This window comes from Luteimonas sp. A277 (assembly GCF_054052045.1).
In genome coordinates this window covers 1-16,195 of the sequence record NZ_JBSVRG010000019.1, presented here as the reverse complement: position 1 = coordinate 16,195, position 16,195 = coordinate 1, and the positions used below count along the sequence as shown (strand labels likewise).

11 protein-coding genes and 1 tRNA gene are annotated in these 16,195 nt (G+C 64.1%); all 12 read left to right on the top strand.

Translation table 11 applies throughout. From position 1 onward, the window contains the following. Positions 1–159 precede the first annotated feature (159 nt). The 12 genes from ACW7G2_RS13775 to fusA all read left to right on the top strand — a co-directional run bounded on the left by ACW7G2_RS13775 (position 160) and on the right by fusA (position 16,094). Positions 160–235: transfer RNA gene (locus ACW7G2_RS13775), tRNA-Trp, on the top strand. Positions 236–271: 36 nt separating this feature from the next. Beyond that, complete coding sequence (gene secE, locus ACW7G2_RS13770) at positions 272–649, top strand: preprotein translocase subunit SecE (protein WP_456976755.1); 378 nt, start codon at positions 272–274, stop codon at positions 647–649. Between the two features lie 71 nt (positions 650–720). After that, positions 721–1,275 carry a transcription termination/antitermination protein NusG gene (gene nusG / locus ACW7G2_RS13765; protein WP_456976757.1) on the top strand — a complete coding sequence of 185 codons (555 nt, stop codon included), beginning with the start codon at positions 721–723 and terminating at the stop codon, positions 1,273–1,275. 98 nt (positions 1,276–1,373) lie between these two features. Next, positions 1,374–1,802, top strand: coding sequence for a 50S ribosomal protein L11 (rplK, locus tag ACW7G2_RS13760; RefSeq protein WP_456976753.1), 429 nt, complete (start codon positions 1,374–1,376; stop codon positions 1,800–1,802). Between the two features lie 2 nt (positions 1,803–1,804). After that, entirely contained in the window at positions 1,805–2,506 is a 702-nt protein-coding gene (gene rplA / locus ACW7G2_RS13755; RefSeq protein WP_456976751.1) for a 50S ribosomal protein L1, read from the top strand. Positions 2,507–2,865: 359 nt separating this feature from the next. Beyond that, positions 2,866–3,390, top strand: coding sequence for a 50S ribosomal protein L10 (gene rplJ, locus ACW7G2_RS13750; protein ID WP_456976749.1), 525 nt, complete (start codon positions 2,866–2,868; stop codon positions 3,388–3,390). Between the two features lie 66 nt (positions 3,391–3,456). Further along, entirely contained in the window at positions 3,457–3,837 is a 381-nt protein-coding gene (rplL, locus tag ACW7G2_RS13745; protein WP_456976747.1) for a 50S ribosomal protein L7/L12, read from the top strand. Between the two features lie 256 nt (positions 3,838–4,093). Continuing rightward, entirely contained in the window at positions 4,094–8,266 is a 4,173-nt protein-coding gene (rpoB, locus tag ACW7G2_RS13740) for a DNA-directed RNA polymerase subunit beta (RefSeq protein ID WP_456976745.1), read from the top strand. Between the two features lie 74 nt (positions 8,267–8,340). Then, positions 8,341–12,585 carry a DNA-directed RNA polymerase subunit beta' gene (rpoC, locus tag ACW7G2_RS13735; RefSeq protein ID WP_456976743.1) on the top strand — a complete coding sequence of 1,415 codons (4,245 nt, stop codon included), beginning with the start codon at positions 8,341–8,343 and terminating at the stop codon, positions 12,583–12,585. 344 nt (positions 12,586–12,929) lie between these two features. Further along, the gene (gene rpsL, locus ACW7G2_RS13730; protein WP_456976741.1) at positions 12,930–13,304 is read left to right on the top strand and encodes a 30S ribosomal protein S12; all 375 of its coding nucleotides are present in this window, start codon (positions 12,930–12,932) and stop codon (positions 13,302–13,304) included. 75 nt (positions 13,305–13,379) lie between these two features. Beyond that, on the top strand, positions 13,380–13,853 hold the full coding sequence (rpsG, locus tag ACW7G2_RS13725) for a 30S ribosomal protein S7 (RefSeq protein ID WP_343258330.1): 474 nt from the start codon (positions 13,380–13,382) through the stop codon (positions 13,851–13,853). Between the two features lie 153 nt (positions 13,854–14,006). Next, positions 14,007–16,094 carry an elongation factor G gene (fusA, locus tag ACW7G2_RS13720; protein WP_456976739.1) on the top strand — a complete coding sequence of 696 codons (2,088 nt, stop codon included), beginning with the start codon at positions 14,007–14,009 and terminating at the stop codon, positions 16,092–16,094. Positions 16,095–16,195 lie beyond the last annotated feature (101 nt).

The following is a 16,195-nucleotide window of genomic DNA, read 5'->3' as shown; positions in this document are numbered from 1 at the left end:
ATCCGCGAAGGCGGCCGCACGGTCGGCGCCGGCGTGGTGGCCAAGATCAACAAGTAATGGTTTGGCCCGCGCCTGATGGCGCGGGCCGGCCCAAAAGCCGGAAAAAGGCAAGGCGGCGAGAGCCGCCGTTGCCGTTTCAAGATCCGGCAACAATTCGATACGCCAGTAGCTCAATTGGCAGAGCAGCGGTCTCCAAAACCGCAGGTTGGGGGTTCGAGTCCCTCCTGGCGTGCCATACGCGTTACATGCCTGCGGGCCGCAGCGGTACCAGATGAATAGCAGAGTCGAGCAATCCAAGTCCGCTTCGTCGGCAGATATCGTCAAGTACGCCCTGGCGGTGTTGTTGGTGTGCGCTGGTGTGTTCGCGTTCTACTGGTTTGACGGGCAGTGGCCCGGTCCGGTGCGGGCTTTGGCCGTTGTGGCCGGAGTCGTGGCCGCCGTGGCCGTATTCATGGCCACCCAGAAGGGCGCACAGACTCGCGAGTTTCTGTCTGAAACCCGCTTCGAGCTGCGCAAGGTGGTCTGGCCGACCCGCCAGGAAGCAGTGCGCATGACCTGGGTTGTGGTCATCGCGGTGGTCATCATCGCGATCGTCCTGGCGATCTACGACTCGGTGATCAAATGGCTTTTGCGCCTGTTCCTGGGCTGATGATGGAGAAGACCGACCCGATGGAAACCCAAGGCGACAGCAACAACAGCAACACCAATAGCAACAGCAACATGCGCTGGTACGTCGTGCATGCCTATTCCGGTTTTGAGAAGTCGGTGGCGCAGGCGCTGCGTGACCGGATCGCACGCGCCGAGATGGAAGAGCGCTTCGGCGAGGTGCTGGTGCCGACCGAGGAAGTGGTTGAAATGCGCGCCGGTCAGAAGCGCCGTTCCGAGCGGAAGTTCTTCCCCGGCTATGTGCTGGTGCAGATCGTCACCCAAAATGAGGACGGGATTCCGCGGATCGACAGCGAAAGCTGGCATCTGGTCAAGGAAACGCCCCGGGTGATGGGCTTCATTGGCGGTACCGCCGCCCGCCCGCTGCCGATCGCCGACCACGAGGCCGACGCAATCCTGAACCGCGTTGCCGAAGGCGTGGAGAAGCCGCGTCCGAAGGTGTTGTTCGAGGCCGGCCAGATGGTCCGGGTCATTGACGGTCCGTTCAACGATTTCAACGGCGTAGTCGAGGAAATCAACTACGAAAAGAGCCGCCTGCGCGTGGCGGTACTGATTTTCGGGCGTTCCACGCCGGTCGAGCTCGAGTTCGGCCAGGTCGAGAAGGCCTGAGTGACCGGGGCGGATCTTCCGCCCCTTTATTGCAACCAGCGGGGAGCCCCGCAGCCCACCGGGCGTGCAGGCGTTTGGACCCGAGGAGTTAACAGACAATGGCAAAGAAAGTAGTCGGCTATATCAAGCTGCAGGTCAAGGCCGGGCAGGCCAATCCCAGCCCGCCCGTCGGTCCTGCACTGGGCCAGCGCGGCCTGAACATCATGGAATTCTGCAAGGCGTTCAACGCCGCCACGCAGAAGATGGAGCCGGGCCTGCCGATTCCGACCGTGATCACCGCGTACTCGGACCGTACCTTCACCTTCATCACCAAGACCCCGCCGGCAGCCGTGCTGCTGAAAAAGGCCGCTGGTGTGCAGACCGGTTCGGCGCGTCCCAATACCGACAAAGTCGGCAAGGTGACCCGCGCGCAGCTGGAAGAGATCGCGAAGGCGAAGGAACCTGACCTGACCGCAGCCGATCTGGAAGCGGCGGTTCGCACCATCGAGGGCTCGGCCCGTTCGATGGGCCTGGCGGTGGAGGGCTGATCATGGCAAAGCAGACCAAGCGACAGAAAGCAATCCGCGCGGCCGCCGAGCCGGGCAAGGCTTACCCGATCGAAGAAGCGCTGAAGATCGTCAAGGACCATGCCAGCGCCAAGTTCGCCGAAGCGGTGGACGTGGCCGTGCGCCTGGGCGTTGATGCCCGCAAGTCCGACCAGCAGGTCCGTGGCTCCACCGTGCTGCCGCAGGGCACCGGCAAGAGCGTGCGCGTGGCGGTGTTCGCACCGGACGGTGCCAAGGCCGAAGAAGCCCTGGCTGCCGGCGCCGACGCAGTCGGCATGGAAGACCTGGCCGAGAAGATGCAGGGCGGGGACCTGAGCTACGACGTGGTCATCGCCACCCCGGACGCCATGCGCGTTGTGGGTCGGCTGGGCACACTGCTCGGGCCGCGCGGCCTGATGCCCAACCCGAAGGTCGGCACCGTGTCGCCGAACCCGGGCGAGGCGGTCAAGAACGCCAAGGGCGGCCAGGTGCGCTACCGCACCGACAAGGCCGGCATCATCCACTGCACGATCGGCAAGGCCACTTTCGAGGATGGGCAGCTGGCGGAGAACCTGACCGCGCTGCTGACCGACCTGGTTCGCGCCAAGCCGGCCACCGCCAAGGGCACCTACCTGCAGAAGATTTCGATCAGCTCCACCATGGGCCCCGGCGTCGTCGTGGACCAGGGCTCGCTGGCGCTCAAGTAATACCAGGGATGCCCGCGCGCGACGCGGGCATCAGGCAGTAATTTGAGGGCATCGCAAAGGGCGCTTTTTACCCCGGCGCGGCGTCGTCAAAGACCGCAGGCGTGGCTTGCGCCGCAGCGGCGACGGGCATGGAAGCTCGAGTTGGCATGGAATCGCCGCCGCTGTGCACGCAGATCGCTTAATCCCGGACCGCGCAAGCGCGAAAGGGCCTGCGTAGATGGTCGCCGACCCTCCAGGTTTTCTGGAAACGGCCGCCAACAGGAAGGCCTTCAGGTCTTCCCGGCATCGACGGACCGATGCTGAAACTGGCCCGCAAGCGGCAGGAGCCGCAAGCGGAGTTGAATGAAACGGAGAGTGCAATGGCTCTGAATCTGGAACAGAAGAAGGAAGTCGTTGCCGAACTGGCGGAGGTGGCCGGCACGGCACATTCGCTGGTCGCCGCCGAGTACGCGGGTTTGACGGTCGGGCAACTGACCGACCTGCGAAAGAAGGCCCGCGAGGGCGGCGTGTACTTGAAGGTAGCCAAGAACACGCTGGTTTCGCGCGCAGTGGAAGACACCGATTACGCCGTCATCAAGGACGAGCTGACCGGTCCGCTGCTGTACGCCTTCTCGCAGGAAGACCCGGGTGCCGCCGGACGCCTGATCAAGGAGTTCGCCAAGGCGAACGACAAGCTGAAGCCGCGGCTGGTATCGCTGGGCGGACAGATGTACCCGGGCACCCATGTGGATGTCCTGGCGTCACTGCCGACCCGCGATGAAGCGCTGTCGATGCTGCTCAGCGTCATGGTCCAGCCCGCCACCATGCTGGTGCGCGTGTTGGCCGAGCCTGCCACCCAGGTTGCCCGCGTGACCAACGCGGTCGGCCAGGCCCAGGCCGCCTGAGCGATCAGTTCGGTACGAACCCGTTAAACAGTCGTTTTCCAATACAGTTAATTCGAGGTAATTACGATGTCCCTTTCCAACGAAGAAATCATCGAAGCGATCAGCAGCAAGACCCTTGTCGAGGTCATGGAGCTGGTCAAGGCGATGGAAGAGAAGTTCGGCGTGTCCGCTGCCGCCCCGGTGGCCATGGCTGCTGGTCCGGCCGGTGGTGGCGACGCCGCTGCCGCTGAAGAGCAGACCGAGTTCACCGTGGTCCTGACCGGCATCGGCGAGAAGAAGGTCGAGGTCATCAAGGTGGTCCGTGCGATCACCGGCCTGGGCCTGAAGGAAGCCAAGGACCTCGTCGAGAGCGCGCCCAAGGAAGTGAAGGAAGGCGTGGCGAAGGACGAAGCCGAGAAGCTGAAGAAGGACCTCGAGGCCGCCGGCGCTACTGCCGAGCTGAAGTAAGCGGTCTTTGCGTCGCCCGTTTCAACAGGCGACCAGCCGAGGCTGGGGGCGTATGCCCCCGGCCTTTGGCCGTTGTGGCGACACAACACTGGCAACACCTGACAACTGACATCAAGTCCCCAGTTGGAAGTAGCGGGAGAAGGCGTGCTGGTGCCGGCAATACCAGCGACTTCCCACTGGCGATTTTCCCGGTCGAACACCGATCCCCCCAGAGCCGCGGACGCGCGGTTCACAGATTCAATAGGCGGTCATTCCCATGACGACATCCCAGCAGCAATCGAGCTACTCGTTCACCGAGAAGAAGCGCATCCGCAAGAACTTCGGCAAGCAGAAAACCATCCTGGAGGTGCCGTTCCTGCTCGCCATCCAGGTGGATTCCTACCGGGGGTTCCTGCAGGCGGACCTGACGCCCGCCAAGCGCGTGGACCGTGGCCTGCACGCGGCCCTCAAGTCGGTGTTCCCGATCGTCAGCTACAACGGCTACGCGGCGCTGGAGTACGTCAGCTACAAGCTGGGCGAGCCGGTGTTCGACGAGCGCGAGTGCCGCCAGCGCGGCATGAGCTACGGCGCACCGCTGCGCGTGACCGTGCGCCTGGTGATCTACGACCGTGAGTCTTCCTCCAAGACCATCAAGTATGTGAAGGAGCAGGAGGTCTACATGGGCGAGATTCCGCTCATGACCGACAACGGCACCTTCATCGTCAATGGCACCGAGCGGGTCATCGTTTCCCAGCTGCACCGCAGCCCGGGCGTGTTCTTCGACCACGACCGCGGCAAGACCCACAGCTCGGGCAAGCTGCTTTACAGCGCCCGCATCATTCCTTACCGCGGCTCCTGGCTGGACTTCGAGTTCGACCCCAAGGACGCGCTGTTCACCCGTATCGACCGTCGCCGCAAACTGCCGGTGACGATCCTGCTGCGTGCGCTGGGCTATACCAGCGAAGAGATCCTCAACGAGTTCTTCGAGGTCAACACCTTCCACATCGACCCGAAGGAAGGTGTGCAGGTGGAGCTGGTGCCCGAGCGCCTGCGCGGCGAGACCCTGGATTTCGACCTGGCCGATGGCGACACCGTCATCGTCGAAGCCGGCCGTCGCATCACCGCGCGCCACATCCGCCAGCTGGAGCAGTCCGGCATCGAAGCGCTGGCCGTGCCGGACGACTACCTGCTTGGCCGGGTGCTGTCCCATGACGTGGTTGACGCCGAAACCGGCGAGCTGCTGGCTGCTGCCAACGATGAGCTGACCGAAGAACACCTGGTTGAGTTCCGCAAGGCCGGCGTGGAAGCCGTGGGCACCATCTGGACCAACGACCTGGATCGTGGCCCGTACATCTCCAACACCCTGCGCATCGACCCGACCAAGACCCAGCTTGAGGCCCTGGTCGAGATCTACCGCATGATGCGCCCGGGCGAGCCGCCGACCAAGGAAGCTGCCCAGAACCTGTTCCACAACCTGTTCTTCACCTTCGAGCGCTACGACCTGTCGGCCGTGGGCCGGATGAAGTTCAACCGCCGCCTGGGTCGCAAGGAGACCGAGGGCGCGCCGGTGCTGTACGACGAGCGCTACTTCTCCGAACGCAAGGACGCCGATTCGGTCAGGCTGCGCGAGCAGTGCGGCGAGAGCTCGGACATCCTCGACGTGATCAAGGTGCTGACCGAGATCCGCAACGGTCGCGGCATCATTGACGACATCGACCACCTGGGCAACCGCCGCGTGCGTTCGGTGGGCGAGATGGCCGAGAACACCTTCCGCGTGGGTCTGGTGCGTGTTGAGCGCGCCGTGCGCGAGCGTCTGACCATGGCCGAGACCGATGGCCTGACCCCGCAGGAGCTGATCAACGCCAAGCCGGTCGCCGCTGCGGTGAAGGAGTTCTTCGGCTCTTCGCAGCTGTCGCAGTTCATGGACCAGAACAACCCGTTGTCCGAGGTCACCCACAAGCGCCGCGTCTCGGCCCTTGGCCCGGGCGGCCTGACCCGCGAGCGTGCCGGCTTCGAGGTGCGCGACGTGCATCCGACCCACTACGGCCGCGTGTGCACCATCGAAACCCCTGAAGGCCCGAACATCGGCCTGATCAACTCGCTGGCCGTGTTCGCCCGCACCAACCGCTACGGCTTCCTGGAGACGCCGTACCGCAAGGTGGTGGACGGCGCGGTGACCGACGAGATCGAGTTCCTCTCGGCCATCGAGGAGAACGAGTACGTCATCGCCCAGGCCAACGCGCCGCTGGATGATGGCAACCGCCTGACCGAGCAGTTCGTCGACGTGCGTTACCAGAACGAGAACATGCTCAAGCCGCCGGCGGAGGTTCACTTCATGGACGTGTCGCCGATGCAGACCGTCTCGGTCGCGGCGGCGCTGGTTCCGTTCCTGGAGCATGACGATGCCAACCGTGCACTGATGGGCGCCAACATGCAGCGCCAGGCAGTGCCGACCCTGCGTGCCGAGAAGCCGCTGGTGGGTACCGGCATCGAACGCGCCGTGGCCCGCGACTCCGGCGTGACCGTGAACGCGCGCCGCGGCGGCGTGGTCGAGCAGGTCGACGCCGGCCGGATCGTGGTCAAGGCCACCGAAGAGGAGATTTCCGGCGAGCACGATGCCGGCGTCGATATCTACAGCCTGATCAAGTACACCCGTTCCAACCAGAACACCTGCATCAACCAGCGTCCGCTGGTGAACGTGGGTGACGAGGTGGCGCGCGGCGACGTGCTGGCCGACGGTCCTTCGACCGACATCGGCGAGCTGGCCCTGGGCCAGAACATGCTGGTCGCGTTCATGCCGTGGAACGGTTACAACTTCGAGGACTCGATCCTGCTCTCCGAGCGGGTCGTGACCGAGGACCGTTACACCACCATCCACATCGAAGAGCTGACCGCGGTTGCACGCGACACCAAGCTGGGTCCGGAGGAAATTTCCGCCGACATCCCGAACGTGTCCGAGCAGGCGCTGAACCGTCTGGACGAATCGGGCGTGGTGTACATCGGTGCCGAGGTCCGCGCCGGCGACATCATGGTGGGCAAGGTCACGCCGAAGGGCGAGAGCCAGCTGACCCCGGAAGAGAAACTGCTGCGCGCGATCTTCGGCGAGAAGGCTTCCGACGTGAAGGACAGCTCGCTGCGCGTGCCGCCCGGCATGGACGGTACCGTCATCGACGTGCAGGTCTTCACCCGCGATGGCATCGAGAAGGACAAGCGTGCCCAGCAGATCGAGGAATCGGAGATCAAGCGGGTCAAGAAGGACTTCGACGACCAGTTCAGCATCCTTGAAGCGGCGATCTATGCGCGCCTGCGCAGCCAGCTGATCGGCAGGAACGCCAACGGTGGTGCCGGCCTGAAGAAGGGCGAGACGGTGACCAGCCTGGTGCTGGACGGGATGAAGAGGTCCGACTGGTTCAACATCCGCATGAAGGACGCAGAAGCCGTCGAGGCGATCGAGCGCGCCCAGATGCAGATCGAGACCCACCGCAAGGAGTTCGACAAGCGGTTCGAGGACAAGCGCGCCAAGATCACCCAGGGTGACGACCTGGCCCCGGGCGTGCTGAAGATGGTCAAGGTGTTCCTGGCGGTGAAGCGCCGCATCCAGCCGGGCGACAAGATGGCTGGCCGCCACGGCAACAAGGGTGTGGTGTCCTCGATCGTTCCGGTCGAAGACATGCCGCACCTGGCTGACGGCGAGACCGTGGACATCGTGCTCAACCCGCTGGGCGTGCCGAGCCGCATGAACATCGGGCAGATCCTGGAAACCCATCTGGGCTGGGCCGCCAAGGGCCTGGGTCGGAAGATCCAGGGCATGCTTGAAGCCCAGGCGAAGGTGGCCGACCTGCGCAAGTTCCTGGACGAGATCTACAACCACGACAGCGAGATCACGGCCCAGCAGGTGGACCTCAAGCAGTTCAGCGATGAAGAGCTGATCACCCTGGCGCGCAACCTGGTGGACGGCGTGCCGATGGCCACCCCCGTGTTTGACGGCGCAGCCGAGTCCGAGATCAAGAAGATGCTCGAACTCGCCGACCTGCCGGCCAGCGGCCAGACCCGTCTGTTCGACGGCCGCACCGGCGAGCCGTTCGAGCGCGAGGTCACGGTGGGCTACATGCACATGCTCAAGCTCAACCACCTGGTGGACGACAAGATGCATGCCCGCTCGACCGGTCCGTACTCGCTCGTCACCCAGCAGCCGCTGGGCGGCAAGGCGCAGTTCGGTGGCCAGCGCTTCGGTGAGATGGAAGTCTGGGCACTGGAGGCCTACGGCGCGGCGTACACCCTGCAGGAAATGCTGACCGTCAAGTCGGACGACGTGCAGGGCCGCAACCAGATGTACAAGAACATCGTGGACGGTGAGCACGAAATGGTTGCCGGCATGCCGGAATCGTTCAACGTGCTGGTCAAGGAAATCCGCTCGCTGGCCATCAACATGGAGCTCGAGGAGACCTGAGATCCGGTGAAGGGGGGCTTCGGCCCCCGCTGCGACACATCCCGAATCTCCAATCCCGAATCCCGGAGTCAAACATGAAAGACCTGCTCAACCTCTTCAACCAGCAGCGCCCGACGCTGGACTTCGACGCGATCAAGATCGCGCTTGCCTCGCCGGACATGATCCGTTCGTGGTCCTTCGGCGAAGTGAAGAAGCCCGAGACCATCAACTACCGCACGTTCCGCCCGGAGCGTGACGGCCTGTTCTGCTCGGCCATCTTCGGACCGACCAAGGACTACGAGTGCCTGTGCGGCAAGTACAAGCGCATGAAGCACCGCGGCGTGGTCTGCGAAAAGTGCGGCACCGAGGTCACCCTGGCCAAGGTGCGCCGCGAGCGCATGGGCCATATCGACCTGGCCAGCCCGACCGCGCACATCTGGTTCCTCAAGTCGCTGCCGTCCCGCATCGGCCTGATGCTGGACATGACCCTGCGCGACATCGAGCGCATCCTGTATTTCGAGGCGTTCGTGGTCACCGAGCCGGGCCTGACCCCGCTCGAGCGCGGCCAGCTGCTCAGCGAAGAGCAGTACATGCAGATGCGTCAGGAGCACGGCGACGATTTTGACGCCGCGATGGGTGCCGAAGCGGTGTACGACCTGCTGCGTACCATCGACCTGCAGGCCGAGATGGTCAGCCTCAAGGAAGAAATCGCCGGCACGGGCTCGGTCACCAAACTCACCCGCCTGACCAAGCGCATCAAGCTGGTCGAGGCCTTCCTCGAGTCGGGCAACCGTCCCGAGTGGATGATCATGACGGTGCTGCCGGTGCTGCCGCCGGACCTGCGTCCGCTGGTGCCGCTGGACGGTGGCCGCTTCGCGACCTCCGACCTGAACGACCTGTACCGCCGCGTCATCAACCGCAACAACCGCCTGCGCCGCCTGCTCGAGCTCAACGCGCCCGACATCATCGTGCGCAACGAGAAGCGCATGCTGCAGGAATCGGTTGACGCGCTGCTGGACAACGGCCGTCGCGGCCGTGCCATCACCGGTACCAACAAGCGCCCGCTGAAGTCGCTGGCCGACATGATCAAGGGCAAGCAGGGCCGGTTCCGCCAGAACCTGCTTGGCAAGCGCGTCGACTACTCGGGCCGTTCGGTCATCGTGGTCGGCCCGACCCTGCGCCTGCACGAGTGCGGCCTGCCGAAGAAGATGGCGCTTGAACTGTTCAAGCCGTTCATCTTCTCCAAGCTGCAGCGCCGCGGCCTGGCCACCACCATCAAGGCGGCCAAGAAGCTGGTCGAGCGCGAAGAAGCGGAAGTCTGGGACATCCTGGAAGAAGTCATCCGCGAGCACCCGGTGCTGCTCAACCGCGCGCCGACCCTGCACCGCCTGGGCATCCAGGCGTTCGAACCCGTGCTGATCGAAGGCAAGGCGATCCAGCTGCACCCGCTGGTGTGTACCGCGTTCAACGCCGACTTCGACGGCGACCAGATGGCCGTGCACGTCCCGCTGAGCCTGGAAGCCCAGCTGGAAGCGCGTGCGCTGATGATGTCGTCCAACAACATCCTCAGCCCCGCCAACGGCGAGCCGATCATCGTGCCGTCGCAGGACGTCGTGCTGGGCCTGTACTACATGTCGCGCGAGCTGGTGAACCAGCTGGGCGAGGGCATGGTGTTCGCCAACGTGGCCGAGGTGAAGCGCGCTTACGACAGCAAGGTTGTCGGCCTGCACGCCAAGGTCAAGGTGCGCATCACCGAGACCGTGATCGATGAAGAGGGCAACCGCGAAAGCCGGACCTCGATCGTGGATACCACGGTTGGGCGCGCCCTGCTGGCTGAGATCCTGCCCGACGGCCTGCCGTACGAGCTGGTCAACGTGGAGCTGAGCAAGAAGAACATCAGCCGCCTGATCAACTCCTGCTACCGCCGCCTTGGTCTGAAGGACACCGTGGTGTTCGCCGACAAGCTGATGTACACCGGCTTCGGCTTCGCCACCCGTGCCGGCGTGTCGATCGGTATCGACGACATGACCATCCCGGATGAGAAGAAGGGCATCCTGGAAGAGGCCGAGATCGAGGTGCTGGAAATCCAGCAGCAGTACCAGTCCGGTCTGGTCACCGCTGGCGAGCGCTACAACAAGGTCGTGGACATCTGGTCACGCACCAACGAGCGCGTGGCCAAGGCGATGATGGACACCATCGGCACCGAGATCGTGACCAACGCCTCGGGCGAGAAGGTCGAGCAGAAGTCGATGAACTCGATCTTCATCATGGCCGACTCCGGCGCACGTGGTTCGCAGGCGCAGATCCGCCAGCTGGCCGGCATGCGTGGCCTGATGGCCAAGCCGGATGGTTCGATCATCGAGACCCCGATTACCTCGAACTTCCGCGAAGGCCTGAACGTCCAGCAGTACTTCATCTCCACCCACGGTGCCCGAAAGGGCCTGGCCGATACCGCACTGAAGACCGCGAACTCGGGTTACCTGACCCGCCGCCTGGTCGACGTGGCCCAGGACGTGGTGATCACCGAGCATGACTGTGGCACCACCAACGGCCTGGCGATGACGCCGGTCGTCGAGGGCGGTGACGTGGTTGAGCCGCTGAAGGACCGCGTGCTGGGCCGTGTCGTGGCCGAGGATGTATTCCTGCCTGGCGACGACGAGGATCCGATCGTCACCCGCAACACCCTGCTCGACGAGCAGTGGGTTCAGAAGCTGGACGAAGCGAGCGTGCAGCTGATCCAGGTGCGTTCCACCATCACTTGCGAAAGCAGCTTCGGCGTGTGCGCCATGTGCTACGGCCGCGACCTGGCCCGTGGCCATCTGGTCAACCACGGCGAGGCGGTCGGCGTTGTTGCCGCGCAGTCGATCGGTGAGCCCGGCACCCAGCTGACCATGCGTACGTTCCACATCGGTGGTGCGGCTTCGCGTGCGGCGGCAATCGACAACGTGACGGTCAAGACCACCGGTTCGGTGAAGTTCAACAACCTCAAGTCGGTTGGTCATGCGAGCGGCGGCCTGGTCGCGGTGTCGCGTTCGGGCGAACTGTCGGTGCTTGACGCCCACGGTCGCGAGCGCGAGCGCTACAAGCTGCCCTACGGCGCCCTGATCAGCCTGAAGGACGGCGGCGAAGTGAAGGCCGGCCAGACGGTGGCCACCTGGGATCCGCATAACCACTCGATCGTTTCGGAAGTCGCCGGTTTCGTACGCTTCATCGACTTCGTCGACGGAGTGACCGTGATCGAGAAGACCGACGAGCTGACCGGCCTGGCCTCGCGTGAAATCTCCGATCCCAAGCGTCGTGGCTCGCAGGCCAAGGACTTGCGTCCGATCGTGCGCATCGTCGACAAGAAGGGCAACGACCTCAACATCCCGGGCACCGACCTTCCGGCGCAGTACCTGCTGCCGCCGCGCTCGATCGTCAATCTGCAGGACGGAGATGCGGTCGCCGTGGGCGACGTGGTCGCCAAGATCCCGCAGGAGGCCTCCAAGACCCGTGACATCACCGGTGGTCTGCCGCGCGTTGCCGATCTGTTCGAAGCACGCAAGCCGAAGGACCCGGCGATCCTGGCCGAGAAGTCCGGCATCGTCAGCTTCGGCAAGGAAACCAAGGGCAAGCAGCGCCTGGTGATCAAGGGCACGGACGGGGACGATTACGAGGAGCTGATCCACAAGTACCGCCAGGTCATCGTGTTCGAAGGCGAGCACGTGGAGAAGGGCGAAACCGTGGTGGATGGCGAGCCGACCCCGCAGGACATCCTGCGCCTGAAGGGCGTGGAGGAACTTGCCTCCTACCTGAGCAAGGAAATCCAGGACGTCTACCGCCTGCAGGGCGTGAAGATCAACGACAAGCACATCGAAGTGATCGTGCGCCAGATGCTGCGCAAGGTGGAAATCACCGACGCCGGCGACAGCCGTTACCTGGCGGGCGAGCAGGTCGAGCGCCAGCGCGTGATCGAGGAAAATGCGCGTCTGGAAGCCAAGGGCGAGCTGCCCGCCAAGTGGGACCCGGTGTTGCTGGGTATCACCAAGGCGTCGCTGGCGACCGAGTCGTTCATCTCCGCGGCCTCCTTCCAGGAGACCACCCGGGTGCTCACCGAGGCCGCCGTGCGCGGTACCCGCGACAACCTGCGTGGGCTGAAGGAAAACGTGATCGTCGGGCGCCTGATTCCGGCCGGTACGGGTCTGGCATACCACGCCCAGCGCCAGCGCGGGGCCACCGGACTGACTGATTCGGAGATGGCAGCCCTGTCGGGCAGTGCCGCCAAGGCCGCCGCGGCGCCGGTCGTCGAAGCCGCCCAGGCGGAGCAGGAGACCCCGGCAACCACGGACGACAAGGAGTAATCGGCGTCCGTTGGGGCAAGTGCCGGGGGTTCCGCCCCCGGCACTTGCCAAAAGCGGCCCAAGCCGCTGTAATAGGTCGATACAAGTGGCGGGCGCAAGTCCGTCCCAGATCACGAAATGAGGTTGCACGGATGCGCCTCGTGTTCGGCCCAGGATGGGCGGGATCAGCAGGTGTGCTGTCCGGATCCGTTGCCATGCGCGCGGGCTGGATATGAAAGTGCGGCTGTGCGTTGACGCTATGCGTCCGCGCCAGCTATACTTTTCCGTCTGGGTAGGCTGGGTAGATCCGGCCTGCCTTCGTTTTCACGCATGGGCCACGGCCCCGAACCGACAGAAACCATACGATGGCAACAATCAACCAGCTGGTGCGCAAGCCGCGCAAGCTCGTCACCTACAAGAGCCACTCGCCCGCACTGGAGAACTGCCCCCAGCGCCGCGGCGTGTGCACCCGTGTCTACACCACCACCCCGAAGAAGCCGAACTCGGCGTTGCGCAAGGTCGCCAAGGTGCGCCTGACCAACGGCTACGAGGTCATCTCCTACATCGGCGGTGAGGGCCACAACCTCCAGGAGCACTCCGTGGTGCTGCTGCGCGGTGGCCGCGTCAAGGACCTTCCGGGCGTGCGCTACCACATGGTGCGCGGCGCGCTCGACGCTGCCGGCGTCGCCAAGCGCAAGCAGGGGCGGTCCAAGTACGGCGCCAAGCGCCCGAAGTCCTGATCTGTGGGGCAGGCCTGAAGGCCTGCCATCCGTACAACCCGGCGGGCCCAGGCCTGCCCTACGAGAAACAATCCAATGTCGCGTAAAGGCAATACTCCGCAGCGCTCGGTGCTGCCCGACCCCAAGCACGGCAGCGAGACGATCGCCCGCTTCATCAACATGGTCATGAAGAGCGGCAAGAAGTCCGTCGCCGAAAAGATCGTCTATGGCGCAATGGACGTCATCAGCGAGAAGGGTGGCGAAGCCAATGCCCTGGAGCTGGTCGAGAAGGCGCTGGGCAACGTGTCGCCGGCGGTGGAAGTCAAATCCCGCCGCGTTGGTGGTGCGACCTATCAGGTGCCGGTTGAAGTGCGCGCCTCGCGCCGCATGGCGCTGGCCATGCGCTGGCTGATCGAAGCTGCGCGCAAGCGCGGCGAGAACAGCATGCCGCGCAAGCTCGCCGCCGAGCTGATCGAAGCATCTGAAAACCGTGGTGGTGCGATCCGCAAGCGCGAGGACATCCACCGCATGGCGGATGCGAACAAGGCGTTCGCGCACTACCGCTGGTGATTCCATGGCCGTCTACGGGCGGCCTTGTTCCAAGACGCCGTTACCGGCGTCCCGCGACCCGCCCAGCGGGTCGTGCCCAAGACACGGGCGCCGCCGCAAGGCGGTATCCGCCATCCAAGCCCGGCTTGCTGGGCACAGACACGAGAGACGACCGTGGCTCGCACCACTCCTATCGAACGTTATCGCAACTTCGGCATCATGGCCCACATCGATGCCGGCAAGACCACCACGTCCGAACGCATCCTGTTCTACACCGGTATCAACCATAAGCTGGGCGAGACCCACGACGGTTCGGCCACCATGGACTGGATGGAGCAGGAGCAGGAGCGCGGCATCACCATCCAGTCCGCTGCTACCACCGCGTTCTGGAGCGGGATGGACAAGACTCTGGACGAGCACCGCTTCAACATCATCGACACCCCCGGGCACGTCGACTTCACCATCGAAGTTGAGCGTTCGCTGCGCGTGCTCGACGGCGCGGTGTTCGTGCTGTGCGCGGTCGCTGGTGTGCAGCCGCAGTCGGAGACCGTCTGGCGCCAGGCCAACAAGTACAAGGTGCCGCGTCTTGCGTTCGTCAACAAGATGGACCGCACTGGTGCCAACTTCGCCAACGTGGTTGGCCAGCTCAAGAGCCGCCTGGGTGCCTATCCGGTGCCGATGCAGATCCCGGTCGGTGCCGAAGAAGGCTTTGATGGCGTGATCGACCTGGTCAAGATGAAGGCGATCCACTGGGACAGCGAATCGCACGGCACCGTGTTCGAGTACCGCGATATCCCCGCCGATCTGGTTGATACCTGCACCGAGGCGCGCTCGTTCATGGTCGAGGCCGCTGCCGAAGCCAACGAAGCGCTGATGGACAAGTACCTGGAAGAAGGCGAACTGTCCGAGGCCGAGATCTACCAGGGCCTGCGCGAGCGCACCCTGAAGGTGGAAATCGTGCCCGTGTACTGCGGCACCGCATTCAAGAACAAGGGCGTGCAGGCCATGCTTGATGGCGTGGTCCAGCTGCTGCCTTCGCCGGTGGACGTGCCGCCGGTGGTGGGCATGGATCAGAACGAGACCGAAGTCACCCGCAGGGCGGACGACAACGAGCCGTTCTCCGCACTGGCGTTCAAGGTCATGACCGATCCGTTCGTTGGCTCGCTGACTTTCTTCCGGGTCTACTCCGGCACGCTGAATTCCGGTGATCACGTGTACAACCCGATCAAGTCGAAGAAGGAGCGTATCGGCCGCCTGCTGCAGATGCATTCCAACGATCGTGCCGAGATCAAGGAAGTGCGCGCTGGCGACATCGCCGCCGGCGTGGGTCTGAAGGACGTCACCACCGGTGACACCCTGTGCGCACAGAGCGCGATCATCACCCTGGAACAGATGATCTTCCCGGAGCCGGTGATCTCGATGGCTGTCGAGCCGAAGACCAAGTCCGACCAGGAAAAGATGGGCGTTGCCCTCGGTCGCCTGGCGCAGGAGGATCCGTCCTTCCGCGTGCATACCGACGAAGAGTCCGGCCAGACCATCATTTCCGGCATGGGCGAGCTGCACCTGGATATCCTGGTCGACCGCATGAAGCGCGAGTTCAGCGTCGAGGCCAACGTCGGCAAGCCGCAGGTGGCCTACCGCGAGACGATCCGCAAGACGGTCAAGGCGGAAGGCAAGTTTGTGCGCCAGTCCGGCGGCAAGGGCCAGTTCGGCCACGTGTGGCTGGAGATCTCGCCGCAGGAGCCGGGCGCCGGCTACGAGTTCGACAACTCGATCGTCGGCGGCGTAGTGCCCAAGGAATACATCCCCGCGGTCGACAAGGGCATCCAGGAAGCGATGGTCAGCGGCCTGCTTGCCGGCTATCCGATCGTGGACATCAAGGTGAAGCTGTACGACGGCTCCTACCACGAAGTCGACTCCTCGGAAATGGCGTTCAAGATCGCCGGTTCCATGGGCTTCAAGGAAGGTTTCCACAAGGCCAGCCCGGTCCTGTTGGAGCCGATCATGAAGGTTGAGATCGTCACCCCGGAGGATTATCTGGGTGACGTGATGGGCGACGTGAGCCGTCGTCGCGGCGTGCTGCAGGGTCAGGAAGACAGCCCCTCGGGCAAGGTCATCAACGCGATGGTGCCGCTGGGCGAGATGTTCGGCTACGCCACTTCGCTGCGCTCGATGTCGCAGGGTCGCGCCACGTACACGATGGAATTCGACCATTACGCCGAGGCGCCGGCCAACATCGCCGAAACCGTCACCAAGAAATAATCATCACGATAATCAGGTAGAAAGACATGGCAAAGGACAAGTTCGAGCGCACCAAGCCCCACGTGAACGTGGGCACGATCGGTCACGTTGACCACGGCAAG